The organism is Streptomyces polyrhachis (assembly GCF_042663125.1).
Taxonomy (GTDB): domain Bacteria; phylum Actinomycetota; class Actinomycetes; order Streptomycetales; family Streptomycetaceae; genus Streptomyces; species Streptomyces polyrhachii.
In genome coordinates this window covers 138,810-158,489 of sequence record NZ_JBHSZO010000005.1, presented here as the reverse complement: position 1 = coordinate 158,489, position 19,680 = coordinate 138,810, and the positions used below count along the sequence as shown (strand labels likewise).

Annotated in this window: 18 protein-coding genes; 9 read left to right on the top strand and 9 right to left on the bottom strand. The window is 73.7% G+C overall.

Going from position 1 to position 19,680, the window contains the following annotated elements; genetic code table 11:
* Window positions 1-32: 32 nt before the first annotated feature.
* The 3 genes from ACFQLX_RS05115 to ACFQLX_RS05105 form a co-directional block, all read right to left on the bottom strand.
* Window positions 33-1,418, bottom strand: a complete 1,386-nt coding sequence (locus tag ACFQLX_RS05115) for a peptidase C39 family protein (RefSeq protein WP_386412382.1) — start codon at window positions 1,416-1,418, stop codon at window positions 33-35.
* Window positions 1,419-1,609: 191 nt separating this feature from the next.
* Window positions 1,610-1,909, bottom strand: a complete 300-nt coding sequence (locus tag ACFQLX_RS05110) for a small hydrophobic protein (protein WP_386412494.1) — start codon at window positions 1,907-1,909, stop codon at window positions 1,610-1,612.
* A 62-nt stretch (window positions 1,910-1,971) separates the two neighbouring features.
* Window positions 1,972-2,193, bottom strand: a complete 222-nt coding sequence (locus ACFQLX_RS05105) for a DUF6458 family protein (protein WP_386412379.1) — start codon at window positions 2,191-2,193, stop codon at window positions 1,972-1,974.
* 231 nt (window positions 2,194-2,424) lie between these two features.
* Here ACFQLX_RS05105 and ACFQLX_RS05100 point away from each other — a divergent pair, with 231 nt between their 5' ends.
* Window positions 2,425-4,020 carry a bifunctional phosphatase PAP2/diacylglycerol kinase family protein gene (locus tag ACFQLX_RS05100; RefSeq protein ID WP_386412377.1) on the top strand — a complete coding sequence of 532 codons (1,596 nt, stop codon included), beginning with the start codon at window positions 2,425-2,427 and terminating at the stop codon, window positions 4,018-4,020.
* Window positions 4,021-4,082: 62 nt separating this feature from the next.
* Here the strand turns inward: ACFQLX_RS05100 and ACFQLX_RS05095 are convergent, their stop codons facing one another.
* Window positions 4,083-4,532 (bottom strand): nitroreductase family deazaflavin-dependent oxidoreductase, encoded by a 450-nt coding sequence (locus tag ACFQLX_RS05095; protein WP_386412375.1) that lies wholly within the window; start codon window positions 4,530-4,532, stop codon window positions 4,083-4,085.
* Window positions 4,533-4,690: 158 nt separating this feature from the next.
* Here ACFQLX_RS05095 and ACFQLX_RS05090 point away from each other — a divergent pair, with 158 nt between their 5' ends.
* Window positions 4,691-5,164 (top strand): MarR family winged helix-turn-helix transcriptional regulator, encoded by a 474-nt coding sequence (locus ACFQLX_RS05090; protein ID WP_386412372.1) that lies wholly within the window; start codon window positions 4,691-4,693, stop codon window positions 5,162-5,164.
* Window positions 5,165-5,200: 36 nt separating this feature from the next.
* Here ACFQLX_RS05090 and ACFQLX_RS05085 read toward each other — a convergent pair whose 3' ends face one another.
* Window positions 5,201-6,271 carry an ATP-dependent DNA ligase gene (locus ACFQLX_RS05085; RefSeq protein WP_386412370.1) on the bottom strand — a complete coding sequence of 357 codons (1,071 nt, stop codon included), beginning with the start codon at window positions 6,269-6,271 and terminating at the stop codon, window positions 5,201-5,203.
* A gap of 48 nt (window positions 6,272-6,319) precedes the next feature.
* Between ACFQLX_RS05085 and ligD the strand changes: the two genes are divergently transcribed.
* The gene (gene ligD, locus ACFQLX_RS05080) at window positions 6,320-7,330 is read left to right on the top strand and encodes a non-homologous end-joining DNA ligase (protein ID WP_386412491.1); all 1,011 of its coding nucleotides are present in this window, start codon (window positions 6,320-6,322) and stop codon (window positions 7,328-7,330) included.
* Window positions 7,331-7,397: 67 nt separating this feature from the next.
* On the opposite strand, the gene ACFQLX_RS05075 is transcribed toward ligD, so the two are convergent.
* Together ACFQLX_RS05075 and ACFQLX_RS05070 are read right to left on the bottom strand one after the other, a co-directional pair.
* Complete coding sequence (locus tag ACFQLX_RS05075) at window positions 7,398-8,381, bottom strand: DUF3048 domain-containing protein (RefSeq protein ID WP_386412368.1); 984 nt, start codon at window positions 8,379-8,381, stop codon at window positions 7,398-7,400.
* 98 nt (window positions 8,382-8,479) lie between these two features.
* Window positions 8,480-8,866, bottom strand: a complete 387-nt coding sequence (locus ACFQLX_RS05070) for a hypothetical protein (RefSeq protein WP_386412365.1) — start codon at window positions 8,864-8,866, stop codon at window positions 8,480-8,482.
* A gap of 110 nt (window positions 8,867-8,976) precedes the next feature.
* On the opposite strand from ACFQLX_RS05070, the gene ACFQLX_RS05065 reads away from it, so the two are divergent.
* From ACFQLX_RS05065 to ACFQLX_RS05045, 5 genes are all read left to right on the top strand, one after another.
* On the top strand, window positions 8,977-10,056 hold the full coding sequence (locus ACFQLX_RS05065; protein ID WP_386412362.1) for a WD40/YVTN/BNR-like repeat-containing protein: 1,080 nt from the start codon (window positions 8,977-8,979) through the stop codon (window positions 10,054-10,056).
* 254 nt (window positions 10,057-10,310) lie between these two features.
* Window positions 10,311-11,450, top strand: coding sequence for a CaiB/BaiF CoA transferase family protein (locus ACFQLX_RS05060; RefSeq protein WP_386412361.1), 1,140 nt, complete (start codon window positions 10,311-10,313; stop codon window positions 11,448-11,450).
* The gene (locus ACFQLX_RS05055; protein WP_386412358.1) at window positions 11,447-12,589 is read left to right on the top strand and encodes an acyl-CoA dehydrogenase family protein; all 1,143 of its coding nucleotides are present in this window, start codon (window positions 11,447-11,449) and stop codon (window positions 12,587-12,589) included. Before ACFQLX_RS05060 ends, ACFQLX_RS05055 begins: the two co-directional genes overlap by 4 nt.
* A 79-nt stretch (window positions 12,590-12,668) precedes the next feature.
* Complete coding sequence (locus ACFQLX_RS05050) at window positions 12,669-13,883, top strand: acetyl-CoA C-acetyltransferase (RefSeq protein WP_386412355.1); 1,215 nt, start codon at window positions 12,669-12,671, stop codon at window positions 13,881-13,883.
* Between the two features lie 46 nt (window positions 13,884-13,929).
* Window positions 13,930-16,095 carry a 3-hydroxyacyl-CoA dehydrogenase NAD-binding domain-containing protein gene (locus tag ACFQLX_RS05045; protein ID WP_386412353.1) on the top strand — a complete coding sequence of 722 codons (2,166 nt, stop codon included), beginning with the start codon at window positions 13,930-13,932 and terminating at the stop codon, window positions 16,093-16,095.
* Between the two features lie 87 nt (window positions 16,096-16,182).
* On the opposite strand, the gene ACFQLX_RS05040 is transcribed toward ACFQLX_RS05045, so the two are convergent.
* Entirely contained in the window at window positions 16,183-17,895 is a 1,713-nt protein-coding gene (locus tag ACFQLX_RS05040; RefSeq protein WP_386412350.1) for a peptidoglycan recognition protein family protein, read from the bottom strand.
* 253 nt (window positions 17,896-18,148) lie between these two features.
* Window positions 18,149-18,925, bottom strand: coding sequence for a MerR family transcriptional regulator (locus ACFQLX_RS05035; protein WP_386412347.1), 777 nt, complete (start codon window positions 18,923-18,925; stop codon window positions 18,149-18,151).
* A 190-nt stretch (window positions 18,926-19,115) separates the two neighbouring features.
* On the opposite strand from ACFQLX_RS05035, the gene ACFQLX_RS05030 reads away from it, so the two are divergent.
* Window positions 19,116-19,637 (top strand): GyrI-like domain-containing protein, encoded by a 522-nt coding sequence (locus ACFQLX_RS05030; protein WP_386412344.1) that lies wholly within the window; start codon window positions 19,116-19,118, stop codon window positions 19,635-19,637.
* The last annotated feature ends 43 nt before the right edge of the window (window positions 19,638-19,680 follow it).

Here is a 19,680-nt window from a genome sequence, read left to right as displayed (position 1 = left end):
GTGGCTTCCCGTGGCTTTCCGTAGCCCTACGCCTACGCCGAGCGGATCCCCGCCACCGTGCTCAGCGCCGCCCGCTGCCGGGCGCTGATCTCGTTCGGCCAGTAGAGGTACGCCACCCCGCCCGGCCCCGGGACGGTCTTGCCGTCCTTGTTCCTGCGCTGCGTGCGCAGCCAGACGTTCTCGAAGCTCCGGCGCCCGTAGACCCGCCGCACCTCGCGGTTGACGGCGCCCGCCGGGTCGTTGACGACGACGTCCCCGTCCGCCGTGAAACCGCTGACGACCATGATGTGCCCGGCCGTGCCGTAACCGGCGCCGCGCAGCTCGCCCTTGAGGAAGGACATCGAGGTGATCACCGGGATGCCGGCCGCGGTCAGCCGCTCGGCGTCGTTCAGCGAACGCAGCCTGGTCACCACGGCGTTCATGCCGGGGTACGTGGCGGCGTAGGCGGCGTTGAAGGGCCAGTTGCCGCAGCCCTCGTACTCGAAGTCGTAGGTGGCGCGGGCGGCGTGGCAGACCTGCGGGTCGGCGAAGTCCTTGTCCACCCAGGCCAGTTCGTCGGCGCCGGGGCGGCGCCCCCAGTACTCCACGACCATCTGCGAGGAGGTGGGGCTGCACCACGCCTCGCCGCCCTCGTCGTACTGCGGGTACTGGCCCACGTGCGTCTCCTGCGAGTAGCGCGGCACGTCCAGCACCCGCCCGGCGCCCGCGAGGGGCGTGGAGGCCGGCACGGTGAAGCGCCGCGGCAGCGCGGAGGCCATCACGGCGATCCGCCGCACGCGCGGGGTGGCGCGGGTGCCGGGGCGGCGCAGGAGCGTGGCGCGCACCTGGTAGGAGGTCAGGCGCAGGGAGCCGGTCGGGTCGTCGAGGGCGAAGGTGTCCGTCGAGACGCTCGCCCTACCGTCCGACTGCCCGTCCAGCGAGGCGCGTTTGACGTCCCCCTCGCCGGAGGCCCAGCGGCCCATCACCAGCCACGGCGAGCGGCTGCCGTCGCTGTAGCCGCCGCGCAGCTCCAGCTGGATCCAACTGCCGCGCGGGGTGTCGACGTTCCAGGAGACGACCGCCTCGGTGGCGCCGCCTCCGGGCAGCTCGTGCCGGGGGGAGATCCAGCTGCCGTACTCCCACAGGGGCGGCGCGGCCTTGGTGCCGCGGTGCGGGTCGCGGAAGACGCCGAGCCCCGGCGGCTGGTGCAGCACCAGCGCGGCACCGCGCAGCCGGGTCCCGGTGCGGGTGCCGCCGCCCAGCCCGCGGGCGGGCGTCCAGTCGTGGTAGTCGACGAGGGACGCGGCGGCGCGCGGACCGTCGCCCTCCGCGCCGAGGGCGCGCGGCGCGGCGGCGAGGGGGACGGCTGCGGCGAGGGGGGCGGCCAGGGCGGCGGACAGGAGCGTGCGGCGGGACGGCGCGGCAGGGGAGGGGGGCACGGCGGGACTCCAGGCGATCGCGGTCGGCGGTGGCTACGACTATCCGCCGCCGACCGCGCCGATACGTGGATCCCGAGGCCGCGTCCCGTGAGTCATTCGGGGGGTTTGTGTGCTCGTCCGTTCGATACGTTCGTACGAACGGGGTGGCGTTCGAGCCGCCGCCCGGCCCTACAGCGCCCCGCTGCCCGGCCCTACAGCGCCCCGCCGCCCGGAGACGTACCGGACAGCCACAGCAGCGCCAGCAGGGTGTCGACGGCCCCCAGGAAGAGCGCGACCACGGCGGTCAGGGGCCTCCCGTCGCGCCACCGGCCACGCAGTGCGACCCAGCCGCAGAGCATGGCGGCCGGCCCCAGCGCGATGCCGAGCACGAAGAAGCCGGCCACGGCGCTGATCGCGCCGATGAGACCGACGGTGTCGCGGTCCTGGGTGGTGCGCGGGCCGGCCGGGAGGCCGCGGCGCCGGTAGTCGGTCAGACGTTTGCTGGACAGCACGGAGTCCTCCGCGGTGAGTCGATGGCGGTGTCGCAGGAGCGGCGCCCACTCGGAGCGGCCGTTCACTCGAAGTAGCGGTGCTCCTCGACCACGGGAGCGGCGGGCGGGGGTGCCTGCATCCGGCGGCGCTTGTAGATCGTCACGTACGCCCCCACCCCGAAGACGCCCACCAGGAACATGATCAGACCGATCAGGTCGAGGTTGGCCCCCTCCACCTGCCAGTCGACGCCGAGCAGTAGGATCGCGCCCGCGGCGATCAGGAAAATACATCCGCCCATACCCATGGCAGTCGTCCTCTCCGGTATCGAGGTGCGCCTGTCCGGCATCGAGGTGCGCCTGCCCGGCGGCCGGGGCCGCAAACAGGCCGGCCGCCCGGCATGCATCCGTGCACGGGGGGTACGAGCGGAGGGACGTCCGCGTGTTGCCCGCGGCGGCGTCGCCCAGCTGATGCGCGCCCGGGTCATCGGTGCTGTGCTGGGGGAGGGACGCTACGACTGCCGGGGTGGTGGGTATCGGTGAACTGGCGCAGGAGCGGGGACCGCGCGCCGCGGCGGCGGACGCCGGCCGCGCCGTTTGCCGAACCCGCGGGCGGGCGGGCGGCCCGTACCCTCACCACCTGGGACCACGTCCTCTTCCACGAGATCGCCCTGCGGCACTGGCCGGCCGCCGAGCGGGTGCTGCCCCGGATGAGCCGCAGCGCCAACCACGGACTGCTGTGGTTCGCCGCCGCGGGCGCCATGGCCGCGCTCGGCGGCCGGCCCGCCCGCCGGGCCGCGGTGCGCGGCGTCACCTCCCTCGCCATCGCCTCGGCCACCGTCAACACGGTCGTCAAACGGGCGGCGCGGCGCAAGCGGCCGCTGCTGGACGCCGTCCCCGTGGTGCGGCGGCTGCGCCGGCAGCCGATCACCACCTCCTTCCCGTCCGGGCACGCGGCCTCCGCCGCGGCCTTCGCCGTCGGCGTCGCGCTGGAGTCGCCCCGCTGGGGTGCGGCGGTGGCGCCGGTGGCCTGGTCGGTGGCGTTCTCCCGGATCTACACCGGCGTGCACTACCCCAGCGACGTCCTGGCCGGACTGGCGCTGGGCTCCGGAGCAGCCCTGGCCGTACGGGGCCTGGCGCTCACCCGCGTACGGCGCGCACCGCCCGTCCTGCCGTGCGCCGACGCACCGGCGCTGCCCGGCGGGCGCGGACTCACGGTGGTGGTCAACACCCGGTCGGGGGCGGCCGGTTACGGGGCGGGAGATCCCGTCGCCCGGGTCCGCGCCGCGCTGCCCCACGCCGAGGTCGTCGCGTGGGACCCGGCCGGCCCGCCGCTGGACGAACTGCTGGACACCGCCGCCCGTGCCGCGGCCGTACGGGGCGGGGCGCTGGGCGTGTGCGGGGGCGACGGCAGCGTCAACGCCGCCGCGCGGGCGGCGGTCGGCCACGGGGTGCCGCTCGCCGTCCTCCCCGGCGGCACCCGCGACCACTTCGCCCACGACCTGGGGATCACCTCGGCGGCCGACACCGCCCGCGCGGTGGCGAGCGGCCAGGCGGTCGCGGTGGACCTGGGCCGGGTCGCCTTCGACGCGCCGCCCCGGCGCGGCGGCCTCTTCCTCAACACCTTCAGCATCGGCGTCTACCCGGAGCTGGTGCGCGTCCGCGAGTCCTGGGCCCGGCGCGTGGGGCCGTGGCCCGCGCGGGTCCTGGCGGCGGTGGAGGTGCTGCGCGCGGCGGCGCCGACCGAGGTGCGCGTCAACGGGGTGCCCCGCCGCGTGTGGCTGGTCTTCGCCGGCAACTGCTCGTACGGCGGGCGCGGTTCGGCCCCCGTGCACCGCGTCGACCTGGCGGACGGCCTGCTCGACGTACGCGTCCTGCACGCCGGCCGCTTCCCCCGCACCCGCCTCCTGCTGGCCGCCCTCACCGGACCCGTATCCGGCACGCCCCTGCAGGCGGTGACCCGCACACGCCGCCTGGAACTCTCGGACCTCCCCCCGGGCGAACTCCTCGCCTTCGACGGCGAAGTGGCCCCCTCGGCCGGGCGGTTGACCCTGACGAAGTCGAACGAGGCCCTGACGGTGTACCGCACCTGGAACCACCCCGGCGCGAGGTGTTCGTCCAGCAGCGCCAGATAGCTGACGCGGCGGTGCGGCGGCAGGGCGGTCCTCCCCGCCCCGCGCCGACCGCGCTGGATCCGTCAGGAGTCCTCGGGGGTGAACTCCGTCAGTACGAACACCGGGATCTCGCGGTCGGTCTTCTTCTCGTACTCCGCGTACGTCGGGAACGCCTCCACCGCCCGGTCCCACCAGCGGGCCCGCTCGTCCCCGGTGACCTGCCGCGCCCGGTAGTCCTTCTTCACCGGGCCGTCCTGCAGCTCCACATGGGGCTCGGCGAGCACGTTGTGGTACCAGGCCGGATGAGCCGGATCGCCGCCCTTGGAGCCGACGATCGCGTACTCCCCGTCGTGTTCCACGCGCATCAGCGGGTTCTTGCGGAGCTTCCCGCTCTTCGCGCCGACCGTCGTGAGCAGCACGACCGGCATTCCCTGCAGCGAGGTGCCCTTGGTCCCGCCGGAGCTCTCGATCAGCTGCGCCTGCTTCGCGGCCCAGTCCCAGGAACCGGGCTCGTATTCACCTGTGAGTGGCATGACGGGAAAACGCTCCCGACCTCCGCCGGCATTCCCTCCCCCCGCTGATCCACCCGATCGGCGGAGGAGGCCCGTATCGGGGATCTCCTCCTGGATCGTTGGTGGTACCTACGATGGCGCATATCGTTGGTATTGCCAACGATTGTTAGAGTGGTGCCATGAATCCGAGCCCAGACCAGGTTCCCGAGCGGCTGACCGCCAAGACCAGCTGGCTGCTCAAGGAGCTCGCCGTACAGGCCGGCCGCCTCTCGCACGAGGCGTTCGGCGCCGCCGGGGCCAAGCCGTACTGGTACCCGCTGCTCGCGGCGCTGGCGGAGTTCGGGCCGTCCAGCCAGGCGGAGCTGGGGCGCCGCTGCCGCATCGACCGCAGCGACGTGGTCGCCGCGGTCAACGCGCTGGTGGCGGACGGCTGCGTCGAGCGCACCGCGGACCCGGTGGACCGGCGGCGCAACGTCATCACGCTCACCGCGAGCGGCCGCGAGCGGCTGGGGGTCCTGGACGAGCGGCTGGCGGCCGTGCAGCGGGAGCTGCTGGCGCCGCTGGACACGTCGGAGCGCACCCAGCTCACCGACCTGCTGTGGCGCCTCCTGGCAGAGCGGACCCCCGAGCGCGGCGACCGCCCCGCGCCGTAGCCGCTCGCGGCGCGCTCGCGGGCGCGGTCGGCCCGGTCAGCCCCCGCCGCCCAGCACCTCCGCCAGGTCGTAGCCCACCGGCTCCTCCACCTGCTCGTACGTGCAGCTCTCCGGTGTGCGGTCCGGGCGCCAGCGGCGCCACTGGGCGGTGTGCCGGAAGCGGCTGCCGTTCTCCAGGTGGTCGTACGCCACCTCCAGCACGCGCTCCGGGCGCAGCGGCGCCCAGGAGAGGTCCCTGCCCCCGCTCCAGCGGCTCGGCGCGCCCTGCAGCCGCGCCGACTCGTGCGCCTCCTCCCGCGCCCAGTGCGCCCAGGGGTGGCCGGCCACCGAGTCCATCCGCAGCGGCTCCAGCTCGGCGACCAGTTCCTCGCGGCGCTTCATGGGGAAGGCGGCGCAGACGCCCACGTGCTGCAGCACACCCTCCTTGTCGTAGAGGCCCAGCAGCATCGAGCCGAGCACCGGGCCGCTCTTGTGCCAGCGGAAGCCGGCCAGGACCACGTCCGCCGTCCGCTCGTGCTTGACCTTCGTCATCAGGCGTTCGTTCGGCCGGTAGAGCAGGTCCAGCGGCTTGGCGACCACACCGTCCAGGCCCGCGCCCTCGTACTGCTCGAACCAGCCCCGCGCCACCTGCGCGTCCCGCGTCGCGGGCGCGAGGTACACCGGCGGCGCGGCCTTTGCGAGCGCCTGCTCCAGGGTTGCGCGCCGCTCGACGAGCGGGGAGTCCATCAGCGAGTCGTCCCCCAGCGCCAGCAGGTCGAAGGCGATGAAGCTGGCGGGCGTGGTCTCGGCGAGACGGCGCACCCGGGAGGCCGCCGGGTGGATGCGCTCGGCCATGGCGTCGAAGTCCAGCCGGCCGTCGCGCACGATCACGATCTCGCCGTCGAGGACGATCCGCTCCGGGAGGTTGGCCTTCAGCGCCTCGACCAGCTCGGGCAGGTAGCGCGTCAGCGGCTTGCCCGTCCGGCTGCCGATCTCCAGCTCCCCGCCGTCGCGGTAGACGATCGCGCGGAAGCCGTCCCATTTGGCCTCGTACTGCATGCCCGGCGGGATCTTCCCGGCGGTCTTGGCCAGCATCGGCTTCACGGGGGGCATCACCGGCAGGTCCATACGCCGATTATGCGGCGATACGGGACGGAGCGACCTACCGTGGGCACCATGAGTGCGGCGGTGGAGCTTCAGGCAGGCGGGCGGACGGTCCGGCTGTCGAGTCCTGGCAAGGTCTTCTTTCCCGAGGAGGGCTACACCAAGCTCGACCTCGCGCGCTACTACCTCGCCGTCGGCGACGGCATCCTGCGCGCCCTGCGGGACCGGCCCACCACCCTGCAGCGCTACCCGGACGGCGTGGCGGGGGAGTCGTTCTTCCAGAAGCACGCGCCGAAGAACACCCCCGACTGGATCCCCACCGCCCGCATCGTCTTCCCCAGCGGGCGGCACGCCGACGAGCTGTGCCCCACCGAGCTCGCGGCCGTCATCTGGGCCGTGCAGTACGGCACGCTGACCTTCCACCCCTGGCCCGTACGCGCCACCGACACCGACCACCCCGACGAACTGCGCCTGGACCTCGACCCCCAGCCCGGCACCGACTTCCGCGACGCGGCCCGCGTCGCGCACGAACTGCGCGCGCTGCTCGCCGAGTCGGGGCTACGGGCCCGGCCGAAGACCTCCGGCGGCCGGGGACTGCACGTCTTCGCCCCCATCGAGCCGCGCTGGACCTTCGTCGAGGTCCGGCGCGCGGCCATCGCCGCCGCGCGCGAGCTGGAGCGGCGGATGCCGCAGCGGGTGACGACCGCGTGGTGGAAGGAGGAGCGCGGCGAGAGGATCTTCCTGGACTACAACCAGACCGCCCGCGACCGCACCATGGCCTCCGCCTACTCCGTACGCCCCGCCCCCCACGCCCCCGTCTCGGCGCCGCTGCGCTGGGAGGAGGTGGACGAGGTGGAGCCGCGCGACTTCGACCTGCGTACGATGCCCGCCCGTTTCGCCGAACTCGGCGACCTCTGGGCCGGGATGGCCGAGCAGGCATCCGGCCTGGAAGGGCTGCTGGAGCTGGCCGAGCGCGACGAGAGGGACCGCGGACTGGGCGACCTGCCCTATCCGCCGGACCACCCGAAGATGGCGGGCGAGCCCAAGCGCGTCCAGCCCAGCCGGGCCCGCACGGCGGACTGAGCGGCGCACGGCGGACCGAACGGCGGGCGAGCCCCCGAACCCCGCCCGCCGACCGCCGACTTCACCCTCACCTCCGGGGTATGTACACCACCCATATCTGCCCCTCGGGGAAGGCCATCGCCCCGCCGGACGCCGTGGTGAACTCCGTCGGATCCGCCGCGGCGGGACGGCTCCACCGCGCCTCGTACGCCCTGCCGTCGCGCAGCACCGTCGCGCCGCCGGAGCCGACCGTCGCCGTGAACGGCGAGTTGTTGCCCCAGCGGTCGCCGAAGGCGCCCTGGCGGATCTCGACCTCCTGCAGGATCACCGCCGCCGGCGCCAGCCGCCCGCCGTCCGCCAGCAGGCCGGGGCGCCCGTCCATCGACACCAGCCAACGGCCTTGCTGCGCCGACCAGTCGAAGTCGTAGCGCGCCTGCGGGAAGCGCGCGGTGCGCCGGGCGGCGGGCGCACCGCCCGCGGGGGCGGGCCCGCGCTCGAAGCCCAGGTGCTGGGCGGTGGCCAGCTCCGGCGCCCGCTCCAGCACCCGCTTCGGCCGCAGGTAGAGGTTGTGCGGGATGGGCCGCGCGGCGCCGCGGAAGTACAGCTCCGGGTGGTCGTCCGCGGAGAGGGCGCGCAGGGGGGCCGCCCGGATCAGGGGCTTGAGTCTGCTCTGCGAGCCCGAGTAGGCCAGCACCGGATCATCGAACTGCCGCAGCAGCTCCAGGTCCGTCTCCCGGGCACTGCGCACCGGGCCGACGACCTCCGGGAAGCGCGAGGAGTAGACGGCCATGAAGCGCGTCAGCCCGGCCTCGACCCGCTCGACGTAGACGACGTCCGCCGCGTCAAGTCCCGTATGGGGACGGGCCGGTGAGGCGTTGTCTATCTTCACCGCGAGCACCGGACCCGGCCGGGCGGGGCGGGCCTGCTGCGTGGGCGCGCTGGGCGACGGCGCGGGCGAGGAGACGCCCGGCACCGGCGGCCTGCGGCCCTGTGCGCCGTCCCGGCCCTGCAGCACCGCGAACAGCGCGACGGCGGCCAGCGCCGCGACCACCACCGCAGCGGACGCGGTCATTCCTTTTACCCGTGCCATGAATCCCCCCGTGGATTCGAACATGTCCCCGCTTCAAGCATCCCCCCTCGGCGGGGAAACGGACCGGGACGGCCCGGTGATCACCGCAGCGCGGGATCGACCACCCCGACCAGCAGCACGGCCAGCGACAGCACCGCCATGGCCACGCGGGTGCGGCCTATCCGGCTCAGCATGATCGCCGTGCCGGAGATCGTCAGCGCCGCCCCGTACAGCCCCAGGGTCACCAGCGAGGGCTGGCTCCTGAGCTGCAGCACCATCGCGATCCCGACCGCGACCAGCGCCACCGTGGCCGTGAGCGCCCGGATGCGGCGCGCCTGGCGGGGGCTGAGCCGGCGGGCGCCGGCCCCGGCGACCGCCTCGCCCGCCCGCAGGGGGGTCGGCGCGGCAGCCGCCCCGTCCTCGTCGAGGGCGGGGTCCTGGGCGGTACGGGCCTCAGTGGTGCCGGATGCGGTGCCGGGTGACGTCATGGCAGGAGAGTAGCCGTCCCCTGTGACAACCCCGCGGCCGGGCGGGACCTCCCCGCGGCGGACGGTCGCGCCCTCCCCAGACGGCCCGGCGGCTGCTAGCTTCCTGCCCCATGACACTGCAGGGAACTCTGAGGCGTACGGCCGTTGTCGCGCTCTGCGCGGCGGCCCTCACCGCGGGACTGCCGGCCGCCGCGGTCCAGGCCGAGCCGATCGGCCGGCTGCACGGGAAGGAGTGGTCGCTCAAGGACACCGGGAGCACCGCGCGGCTGCGCGGCCTGTCCGCGGTGAGCCGCAGCACCGCCTGGGCCTCCGGCTCGGCCGGCACCGTACTGCGCACGGTCGACGGCGGCCGCAGCTGGGCGAGCGTGGGACCGCCCGGCACGGCCGACCTCCAGTTCCGCGACATCGAGGCATTCGACGCGCGGCGCGCCGTCGCCCTCTCCATCGGCGAGGGGGAGGACTCGCGCGTCTACCGCACCCAGGACGGCGGGCAGACCTGGACGGAGACCTTCCGCAACGACCACCCCGCCGCGTTCTACGACTGCATGACCTTCTTCGACGCGGACAACGGACTGGCGCTCAGCGACCCCGTCGACGGCAGGTTCCGCCTGCTCGCCACCTCCGACGGCGGCCGCAGCTGGGCGGTGCTGCCCGACGCGGGCATGCCCGAGGCGCTCCCCGGCGAGTTCGCCTTCGCGGCCAGCGGCCAGTGCCTCACCAGCGCCGGCGGCTCGGACGCCTGGATCGCCACCGGCGGCGGCGCGACGGCGCGCGTCCTGCACTCCGCCGACCGCGGCCGCACCTGGAGTGCCGCCGAGTCGCAACTGCCCTCCGGCCCCGCGGCCGGCGTCTTCGCCACCGCCTTCCGCGACCGCACGCACGGCCTCGCCGTGGGCGGCGACTTCCAGCCCGGCGTCCCCTCCCCGCTCGCCGCCGCCCGCACCCTTGACGGCGGCGCGCTGTGGACCTCCGCCGCGCAGCCGCCGCCCGCGTACCGCTCCGGGGTCAGCTGGCTGCCGTACAGCACCTCGGTCGCGCTGGCGGTCGGCCCGACCGGCACGGACGCCACCTTCGACGCGGGCCGCACCTGGCAGCCCTTCGACCAGGGCTCGTACGACACCGTCGACTGCGCCTTCGACCTGGGCTGCTGGGCGGCGGGGGAGAAGGGCCGCGTGGCGCGGCTCGAGTAGCACGCGGCAGTACGGGAAGAGGGCGGCCGGTGGCCGCCACCGCGCGACGTATCCGGCGGTGGCGGGCGCCGGCCGCCCTCATGTCCGTACCGACGGCGGGGTGCTTTGCGCCCCAACTCCCGTGTCCACGGGTCGAACCACCACCGACCCCCCCTTGTGTTTACTGAAACGTGTTCTTATCATCTTCGGTGTTACACAATCGGTGTCACACACGGCGGGCGACTCGCCCGCCGCGCGACGACAGGGGGATTCCGATGGCGGACGACGCGCAGGCGCCCACCGGCCCGCTCGCCGGCGTACGGGTGGTGGAGCTGGCCGGCATCGGCCCCGGCCCCTTCGCCGCGATGCTGCTGGCGGACCTCGGCGCCGACGTCGTACGGGTGGACCGCCCCGGCGGCGCGGGTCTCACCCTCGACCCGGCCCACGACGTCACCAACCGCAACAAGCGCTCCGTGCTGCTGGACCTGAAGGACCCGCAGGACCGCGCCACCGCCCTGGACCTCGTCGAGCGCGCCGACGCGCTCATCGAGGGCTACCGCCCCGGTGTCGCCGAGCGCCTCGGCATCGGCCCCGCCGACTGCCGCGCCCGCAACCCCCGCCTGGTCTACGGCCGGATGACGGGGTGGGGCCAGGACGGCCCCCTCGCCCGTACGGCCGGCCACGACGCCTCGTACATCGCCGTCACCGGCGCCCTCGGCGCGATCGGCCCCGCCGGCGGCGCCCCGGTCCTGCCGGTCAACCTCCTGGGCGACTTCGGCGGCGGCTCGCTCTACCTCGTCGTCGGCCTCCTCGCCGCCCTGCACCACGCCCGCGCCACCGGCGAGGGGCAGGTGGTGGACGCCGCCATCGTGGACGGCACCTCCCATCTCACCGCGCTGCTGCACGGCATGGCCGCCGCCGGGGTCTGGCAGGACCGGCGCGGCGCCAACCTCCTGGACGGCGGCGCCCCGTTCTACGGCACCTACGAGACCTCCGACGGCGGCCACATGGTCGTCGGCGCGCTGGAGCCGCAGTTCTACGCCGAGTTCATCGAGCTGGCGGGCCTGGCCGGCAAGGCCCCCGAGCAGTACGACATCGCCCGCTGGGACGAGCTGCGCACCCTGCTCGCCGACACCTTCAGGGCCCGTACCCGCGCCGAGTGGACGGCCGTCTTCGAGGGCAGCGACGCCTGCGTCGCCCCCGTCCTCTCGCTGGGCGAGGCCCCGGCCCACCCCCATCTGGCGGCGCGCGGCACGTACACCGAGTACGAGGGCCTCACCCAGCCCGCCCCCGCCCCCCGCTTCTCCCGCACCCCCGCCGCCCTGCGCCGCCCGCCCGCCCGACCCGGGGCCCACAGCGCCGAGGTGGCCCACGACTGGGACATTCCCGCCCTCACCAAGGAGACCCCGCAGTGAAGCGAACCCTCTTCGAGCCCGAACACGAGGCCTTCCGCGAGACGGTGAAGACCTTCATCGCCAAGGAGGTCGCCCCCTTCTACGAGGAGTGGAACACCGCGGGCATCGTCTCGCGCGAGGTCTGGCTCGCCGCCGGCCGGCAGGGCCTGCTGGGCATCGCCGCCCCCGAGGAGTACGGCGGCGGCGGGATGTCCGACTTCCGCTACGGCATGATCATCGGTGACGAGCTGGCCAAGGCGGGCGCCCCCGGACTCGCCCTGCCCCTGCACAACGAGGTCATCGGCCCGTACCTGTTCAAGCTGGCCGACGAGGAGCAGAAGCAGCGCTGGCTGCCCGGCTTCTGCAGCGGCGAGCTCATCACCGCCATCGCGATGACGGAGCCGGGCGCCGGCTCCGACCTGCAGGGCATCCGCACCACCGCCGAGGACCGGGGCGACCACTTCCTCCTCAACGGCTCCAAGACCTTCATCTCCAACGGCATCCTGGCCGACCTGGTGATCGTCGTCGCCAAGACCACCGAGGAGGGCGGCGCCAAGGGGCTCAGCCTGCTGGTCGTCGAGCGCGGCATGGCGGGCTTCGAGCGGGGGCGCAACCTGGAGAAGGTCGGCCAGCACGCCCAGGACACCGCCGAGTTGTCCTTCACCGACGTCAGGGTCCCCAAGGAGAACCTCCTGGGAGACCTGCACGGCGCCTTCATGCACCTGGTCACCAACCTCCCCCAGGAGCGGCTCATCCTCGCCACGGCCGGCATGACCGCCGCCGAGCACGTGCTGGAGCTGACCATGGAGTACGTCAAGGAGCGCGAGGCGTTCGGCCGCCCCATCTCCAAGTTCCAGCACATCCGCTTCGAGATCGCCGAGATGGCGACCGAGTGCGCCGTCACCCGCGCCTACGTCGACCGCTGCGTCGAGGCCCACAACCTCGGCGAGCTGGACCACGTCGACGCCTCGATGGTCAAGTGGTGGAGCACCGAGCTGCAGAAGCGTGTCGTCGACCGCTGCCTGCAACTGCACGGCGGCTACGGCTACATGATGGAGTACCCGATCGCCCGCGCCTTCGTCGACAGCCGCATCCAGACCATCTACGGCGGGACGACCGAGATCATGAAGGAGATCATCGGCCGCTCCCTGCTGCCCTGACCCCCCGAGCCGTTCCCAGCAGTCCCAGCAGTCCCAGCAGTCCAAGTCGTCCCGAGCATTCCTGAGAGGCACTGACATCGTGACCACCGAAGCGTACGTCTACGACGCGGTCCGCACCCCGCGCGGCCGGGGCAAGGCCAACGGCGCCCTGCACGGCACCAAGCCGATCGACCTGGTCGTCGGCCTCATCCACGAGATCCGCGCCCGCTTCCCCGACCTGGACCCGGCCGCCGTGGACGACATCGTCCTGGGCGTCGTCGGCCCCGTCGGCGACCAGGGCGGCGACATCGCCCGCACCGCCGCCCTCGCCGCCGGACTGCCCGACACCGTGGCCGGCGTCCAGGAGAACCGCTTCTGCGCCTCCGGCCTGGAAGCGGTCAACCTGGCCGCCGCGAAGGTCCGTTCGGGCTGGGAGGACCTGGTCCTGGCCGGCGGCGTGGAGTCCATGTCCCGCGTGCCGCTGGGCAGCGACGGCGGCGCCTGGTTCCTGGACCCGCTGACCAACCTGGAGACGAACTTCGTCCCCCAGGGCATCGGCGCCGACCTCATCGCCACCATCGAGGGCTTCACCCGCCGCGACGTCGACGAGTACGCCGCCCTCTCCCAGGAGCGCGCCGCCGAGGCGTGGAAGGACGGGCGCTTCGCCCGCTCCGTCGTGCCCGTCAAGGACCGCAACGGCCTGGTCGTCCTCGACCACGACGAGCACATGCGCCCCGGCACCACCGCCGACTCCCTCGCCCGGCTCAAGCCCTCCTTCGCCGACATCGGCGACATGGGCGGCTTCGATGCGGTGGCGCTGCAGGAGTACCACTGGGTGGAGAAGATCGACCACGTCCACCACGCCGGCAACTCCTCCGGCATCGTCGACGGCGCCGCCCTGGTGGCCATCGGCTCCCGCGAGATCGGCGAGCGCTACGGCCTCACCCCGCGCGCCCGGATCGTCTCGGCCGCCGTCTCCGGCTCCGAGCCGACCATCATGCTCACCGGCCCGGCCCCCGCCGCCCGCAAGGCCCTCGCCAAGGCCGGCCTGACCATGGACGACATCGACCTGGTCGAGATCAACGAGGCGTTCGCCGCCGTCGTGCTGCGCTTCGCCCGCGACCTGGACGTCCCGATGGAGAAGATCAACGTCAACGGCGGCGCCATCGCCCTGGGCCACCCCCTCGGCGCCACCGGCGCCATGATCATCGGCACGCTCGTCGACGAGCTGGAGCGCCGCGACCAGCGCTACGGCCTCGCCACCCTGTGCGTCGGCGGCGGCATGGGCATCGCCACCGTCATCGAGCGCGTCTGACGACGTCCCCTCCCACGTCCCTTCGCCACTACGGAGCCGAAGCAGCATGAGCTTTACGAACACCATCCGCTGGGAGCAGGACGACACGGGTGTGGTCACCCTCGTCCTGGACGACCCCAACCAGTCCGCCAACACCATGAACGCCGACTTCGTCGAGTCGCTGGAGGCCGTCGCCGAGCGCCTCGCGGCCGAGAAGCCGCGCGGCGTCGTCTACGCCTCCGCCAAGAAGACCTTCTTCGCCGGCGGGGACCTCAAGACGCTCATCCAGGCGACCCCCGAGCACGCCGAGGCCATCTTCGAGAACTCGCTGCGCATCAAGCGCGCCCTGCGCACCATCGAAACGCTCGGCGTCCCGGTCGTCGCCGCCATCAACGGCGCGGCGCTGGGCGGCGGTTACGAGATCGCGCTCGCCTCCCACCACCGCATCGCCCTCGACGCCCCCGGCTACAAGATCGGCCTGCCCGAGGTCACCCTCGGCCTGCTCCCCGGCGGCGGCGGCGTCACCCGCACGGTGCGCCTGATGGGCATCACCGACGCCCTGATGAAGGTGCTGCTCCAGGGCACCCAGTTCGCCCCCAAGCGCGCCCTGGCCGACGGCCTGGTGCACGAACTGGCCGCCGACCGCGAGGAGCTGCTGGCCAAGGCCCGCGCCTTCATCGACGCCAACCCCGAGTCCCAGCAGCCCTGGGACGCCCCCGGCTACCGCATCCCCGGCGGCACCCCGGCCCAGCCCAAGTTCGCCTCGATGCTGCCGGCCTACCCGGCCAACCTGCGCAAGCAGACCGGCGGCGCCCCGTACATCGCCCCGCGCCTGATCATGGCCGCGGCCGTCGAGGGCTCCCAGGTCGACTTCGAGACCGCGCAGGTCATCGAGGCGCGCTACTTCACCGAGCTGGCCACCGGCCAGATCGCGAAGAACATGACCCAGGCGTTCTTCTTCGACCTGAGCGCCATCAACGCCGGCCGCAGCCGCCCCGAGGGCATCGAGCGCCGCAAGGCCGCGAAGGTCGCCGTCCTGGGCGCCGGCATGATGGGCGCCGGCATCGCGTACACCTGCGCCCGCGCCGGCATCGAGGTGGTCCTGAAGGACGTCACGCAGGAGGCCGCCGACAAGGGCAAGGCGTACTCCGCCGGGATCCTCGACAAGGCGCTCGCCCGGGGCCGTACGACCCAGGAGAAGCGCGACGCGCTGCTGGGCCGCATCACCGCGACCGCGGACCCGCAGGACCTGGCCGGCTGCGACGTGGTGATCGAGGCGGTCTTCGAGGACCCGGCGCTCAAGCACAAGGTCTTCCAGGAGATCGAGGACATCGTCGCGCCCGACGCGCTGCTGTGCTCCAACACCTCCACGCTGCCCATCTCCGTGCTCGCCGAGGGGGTGCGGCGCCAGGAGGACTTCATCGGCCTGCACTTCTTCTCCCCGGTGGACAAGATGCCGCTGGTGGAGATCATCCGCGGCGGCAGCACCGGCGACGAGGCGCTCGCCCGCGCCTTCGACCTGGTGCTCCAGATCAGCAAGACGCCCATCGTGGTCAACGACTCGCGCGGCTTCTTCACCTCGCGCGTCATCGGCCACTTCATCAGCGAGGGCGTCGCCCTGCTCGCCGAGGGGGTCGAGCCCGCCTCCGTCGAGCAGGCGGCGGCCCAGGCCGGCTACCCGGCCAAGGTGCTCTCCCTGCTGGACGAGCTGACCCTCACCCTGCCGCGGAAGATCCGCAACGAGACCCGCAAGGCGATCGAGGCGGAGGGCGGCACCTGGCCGGTGCACCCGGCGGAAGCCATGATGGACCGGATGATCGACGAGTTCGGCCGCACCGGCCGCAGCGGCGGCGCCGGCTTCTACGACTACGTCGACGGCAAGCGCGCGGGCCTGTGGCCGGGGCTGCGCGAGCACTTCGGCGCGGGCCGCACCACCCTGCCGATGCGGGACATGCAGGAGCGCATGCTCTTCTCCGAAGCCCTCGACACCGTGCGGCTGTTCGAGGAGGGCGTGCTGATGTCGGTGGCGGACGCCAACATCGGCTCGATCTTCGGCATCGGCTTCCCCGCCTGGACCGGCGGCATCATGCAGTACATGAACGGCTACGAGGGCGGCCTGCCCGGCTTCGTCGCCCGGGCCCGCGAGCTGGCGGCGGTCTACGGCGAGCGCTTCGAGCCGCCGGCGCTGCTGGTGGCCAAGGCAGAGAAGGGCGAGGTCTTCTCCGACGAGTGAGCCGCACCCCCGCATGACGAGGGCCCCTCTTCCCGGTCCGGGGAGAGGGGCCCGACCCGCCCGTCCCTCAGGGGCGGCCGCGCGGTCTCACCGTACGACCGTGATGCCGTCCGTCGTGATCGTCGGGCGGCCCGCGGTGCCCACCACCTTGATGGTGAGCTTGTGGGTGCTCGGCTCACCGCCCCAGCGCGCCGCCCAGAGCGCCTGGCGGTACTTCACCGTGGACGAACGCAGGTCCACGGTCGCCTTCTTGACCCCGTCCAGGTAGATCTCCACCTGCCCGGAGCCCGAGGCCTGCGAGGCGACCCAGGCCACCGAGCGGCCCTCGAAGGTCCACGAGAGCGTCGAACCGGCGGTGGACGACGTCAGCGAGCCGCCCCCGAGGTAGCTGCTGCTCGACTTGCCGCTCCAGCTGCCCGTCCGGGCCGCCGCCGTCTCCTGGAGGATCAGCCCGGTGTGCGCCTGCGACCGGTACGTGGCGTGGTTGACCCAGTCGACCGCCTTCATCGTCCAGTTGGTCGACACGCCGGGCTTGACCCCGGTGTTCCAGGAGGTCGTCGAGGGGCTGAAGTACTCCTCCCGCGGCGAGGTGGCGGCCGTGTAGCGCACCCCGGTCTCGTCCTTGGCGTTCCAGTAGAGCTGGACGGGCACGTAGTCGTTCTGCACGGTGCCCTTGCGCGCCCACCACCACGGCCCGGTGCTGAAGTACGGGGCGGCCGAGTCGGCCGCGTACGTACGCAGCGTGCTCATCCTGGCGTACAGCTTGTCGCCCGGGCAGGCGGTCGCGTAGACGTTGCGGTGGGCGCTGAGCCGGTAGACGTACGCCGTCTCGCCCTTGTCGTACGTCCCGTTGCTGACCCCCGCGACCAGCGAGACCTTGCTGGTCGACTTCACGCCCGAGAGCCCGAGCTTCCAGCCGGAGATCCGGCTGATCGCGGCGACGGCCTTCTCGGAGGCGGAGGCGGTGGAGTAGTTGCCGATCACCGCGACGCTGGAGGTGTTGGCGTTGAAGCCCAGCGTGTGCGCGCCGGTCACCGGCTTGGCGATGCCGCCCCAGCGGCCCTCGTAGATCCGGCCGCACTTGTCGACCAGGAAGTTGTAGCCGATGTCGTTCCAGCCGTTGGTCAGCACGTGGTAGCGGTAGATGGAGCGGATGATGGCCGGCGCGTCGTCGCAGCTGTAGCTGTTGCTGTCGACCGTGTGGTGGACGAAGACCGCCTTGGCGCTGGTGCCGTACTCCGGCGGGTCCGCGCGCAGCGACTCGTCCGCGCCCCAGCTCGCCCGGGAGCGGACCGCGGGCTGCGGTACGCCGGTGGTGGCCAGCGTGCGCGGGACGGGGGCGACGTAGGGCGAGCGGGTGGTCGGCTTCGGGGCCGCGCCGGGGGAGACCAGCTCCAGGCGCGCCTTGGCGGGCAGTTCGGCGACCGTGCCGTCCGCGTGCAGGACCCGGGCCTGGACGGCGGTGGACGGTCCCGTCCACAGCGGCTCCGTCGTGCGGCGCTTCCTGGCCGCCGCACCCTCCTCGACCTGCAGCGGCGCCACCTCCAGCTCGCGCCACTGCGACCAGCTGCCACTCCCGGCAGCGCGGGTGCGGACCTGGGCCACACCGCCGAGGGTGCCGGTGGCGGCCGGCCAGGAGATGCCGACCAGGCTGAAGTCCTCACCGCTGCGCTCGGTGGCCGCACTCGTACCGGCGTGCGCGCTGGCGCCCGGCGCCAGCAGTCCGGCGGCGGCCAGCGCGGCGGCTACCAGGGGGGCCGCCCACCGACGGCCCCGTAGTTTCTGTGGGTGCATATCCATACCCCCGTTCGACGAAGCGTCAACTGACAGGCGGAGCATGGCAACGGGGGAGGGGCGTGGGCAAGAGCGCCACACGCCCCTCCGGTCCTGCGCATCCGTTCGAGACCGTCCCCGTCCCTACGGAACCGAACTCCCGTACATGGCGTACCCGTCGGTGCCGGCCGTGCCGGAGGCACAGACGCACCGGGACGGCCGACGGTTCCAACCAAAGGGCGACATAAGGGAGTTGTACGAACCGTGACCCCGCCGGCTCCTAGCGGCCCGGGTCCGGACGGTGCTCCGGACCCGCCGCGGAGGCCGCGTCCTCCGCCGGGAAGGACGCCTTGAGCTCCTCGCGCATCGAGCGCTGGAAGGCCCGTACCAGCGCCTGCACCACCATCGGCTGCATGTGCGCGGAGACGATGCGCATCGTCTCCACCTGCTCCGGATCCGGACCGGCCTCGCGGTAGGGCTCCCACACCTCGTCGCGGAAGAGCCGGGTCAGCTCGCGCGCCGCCTGCCGGGTGTGCGTGAGCACCACCTCGCGCGCCGCCAGCAGCGTCTCCAGGGCGATGGGCACGTCCAGCAGCCGCACCCCGAGCTGCAGCAGCGCCGGATCGGCGAGCAGCACCTCCGGGTCGCCGGTACGGGTGACGACCTCCATCGCCGCGAGCCGGTCGAGGTCCTCCTCGCTCAGCTCGCGGCCGGCCCGGCGCCGCAGCTCCGCGCGGGTGGTGCTGCGCGGGCTGTCCGGCTGCCAGGTGGCGACGAGTGCGCGGTGCAGGGCCAGCTCGCCCGGGCCCAGGTCGGCGGGGAGCTGCTGGACGTAGCGCTCGATCGCGGCCAGGGTCATGCCCTGGTGCTGCAGCTCCTCGATCAGCGCCAGCCGGGAGAGGTGCTCGGGACCGTAACGGCCCACCCGGCGCGGGCCGATGACCGGCGGCGGCAGCAGCCCGCGGGTGCTGTAGAACCGGATGGTGCGGACCGTGACGCCGGCGCGGGCGGCCAGCTCGTCCACTGTCAGGCCGGGGGCCTCCACCTGCTGCGTCATAGTGCAACAGTATGACTGTCTCACCCGGCACTGTCGGACGTGGGGCGGCCCGGTCCGGGCTGCGTCGCCGCCGCGCCGCCGCCGCTTCGCCGCTGCGTTGCCCCGGTGCGGCCGGGACGCGGCCCAGGTCCGCGGCGGGGCGCGCGGATCCCGGCGATGACTTCGCACCGCGCGCCCGGTCTATCCGGGCATGACTCCTCAACTGCCGCCGCCCGCCCCGCCCGCCGTGGTCCACCTGCCCGAGCGCCCGTACGCCGCCCTGCGCCGCACCGTCACCCCGCGCTCCCTGGGGGAGTTGGCCGACCGGATCCCCGAGGTGCTGGCCTGGCTCGCCGAGCGGGGGCTGGAGCCCGCCGGGCCGCCGTTCCTGCGCTACGAGCTGATCGAGGCGGAGAAGCGGCTCGTGGTGGAGGCGGGGTGGCCGCTCGCCGAGCCGGTGGCGGGCGACGCGGCGCCCTCGGGCGTACGCGCCGGAACGCTGCCCGCCGGACGGTACGTCACGCTCGTCCACCGCGGCCATCCGGCCGAACTGGCCTCCGTCATCCGCGCCCTGCTGGTCTGGGCGCGCGAGCGCGGACTGCGCTGGGACCTGACCCGCACCCCCGGGGGCGAGCGCTGGGGCTGCCGGCTGGAGAGCTACCGCACCGACCCCCGGCGCCGGCCGGCCCCCACGGGCTGGGAGACGGAGCTGCTCTTCCGCCTGGCGGACTAGGGCCGTTGCCCGAGTGCGCGGGCCGGGTGTGCCGCCATCCGTC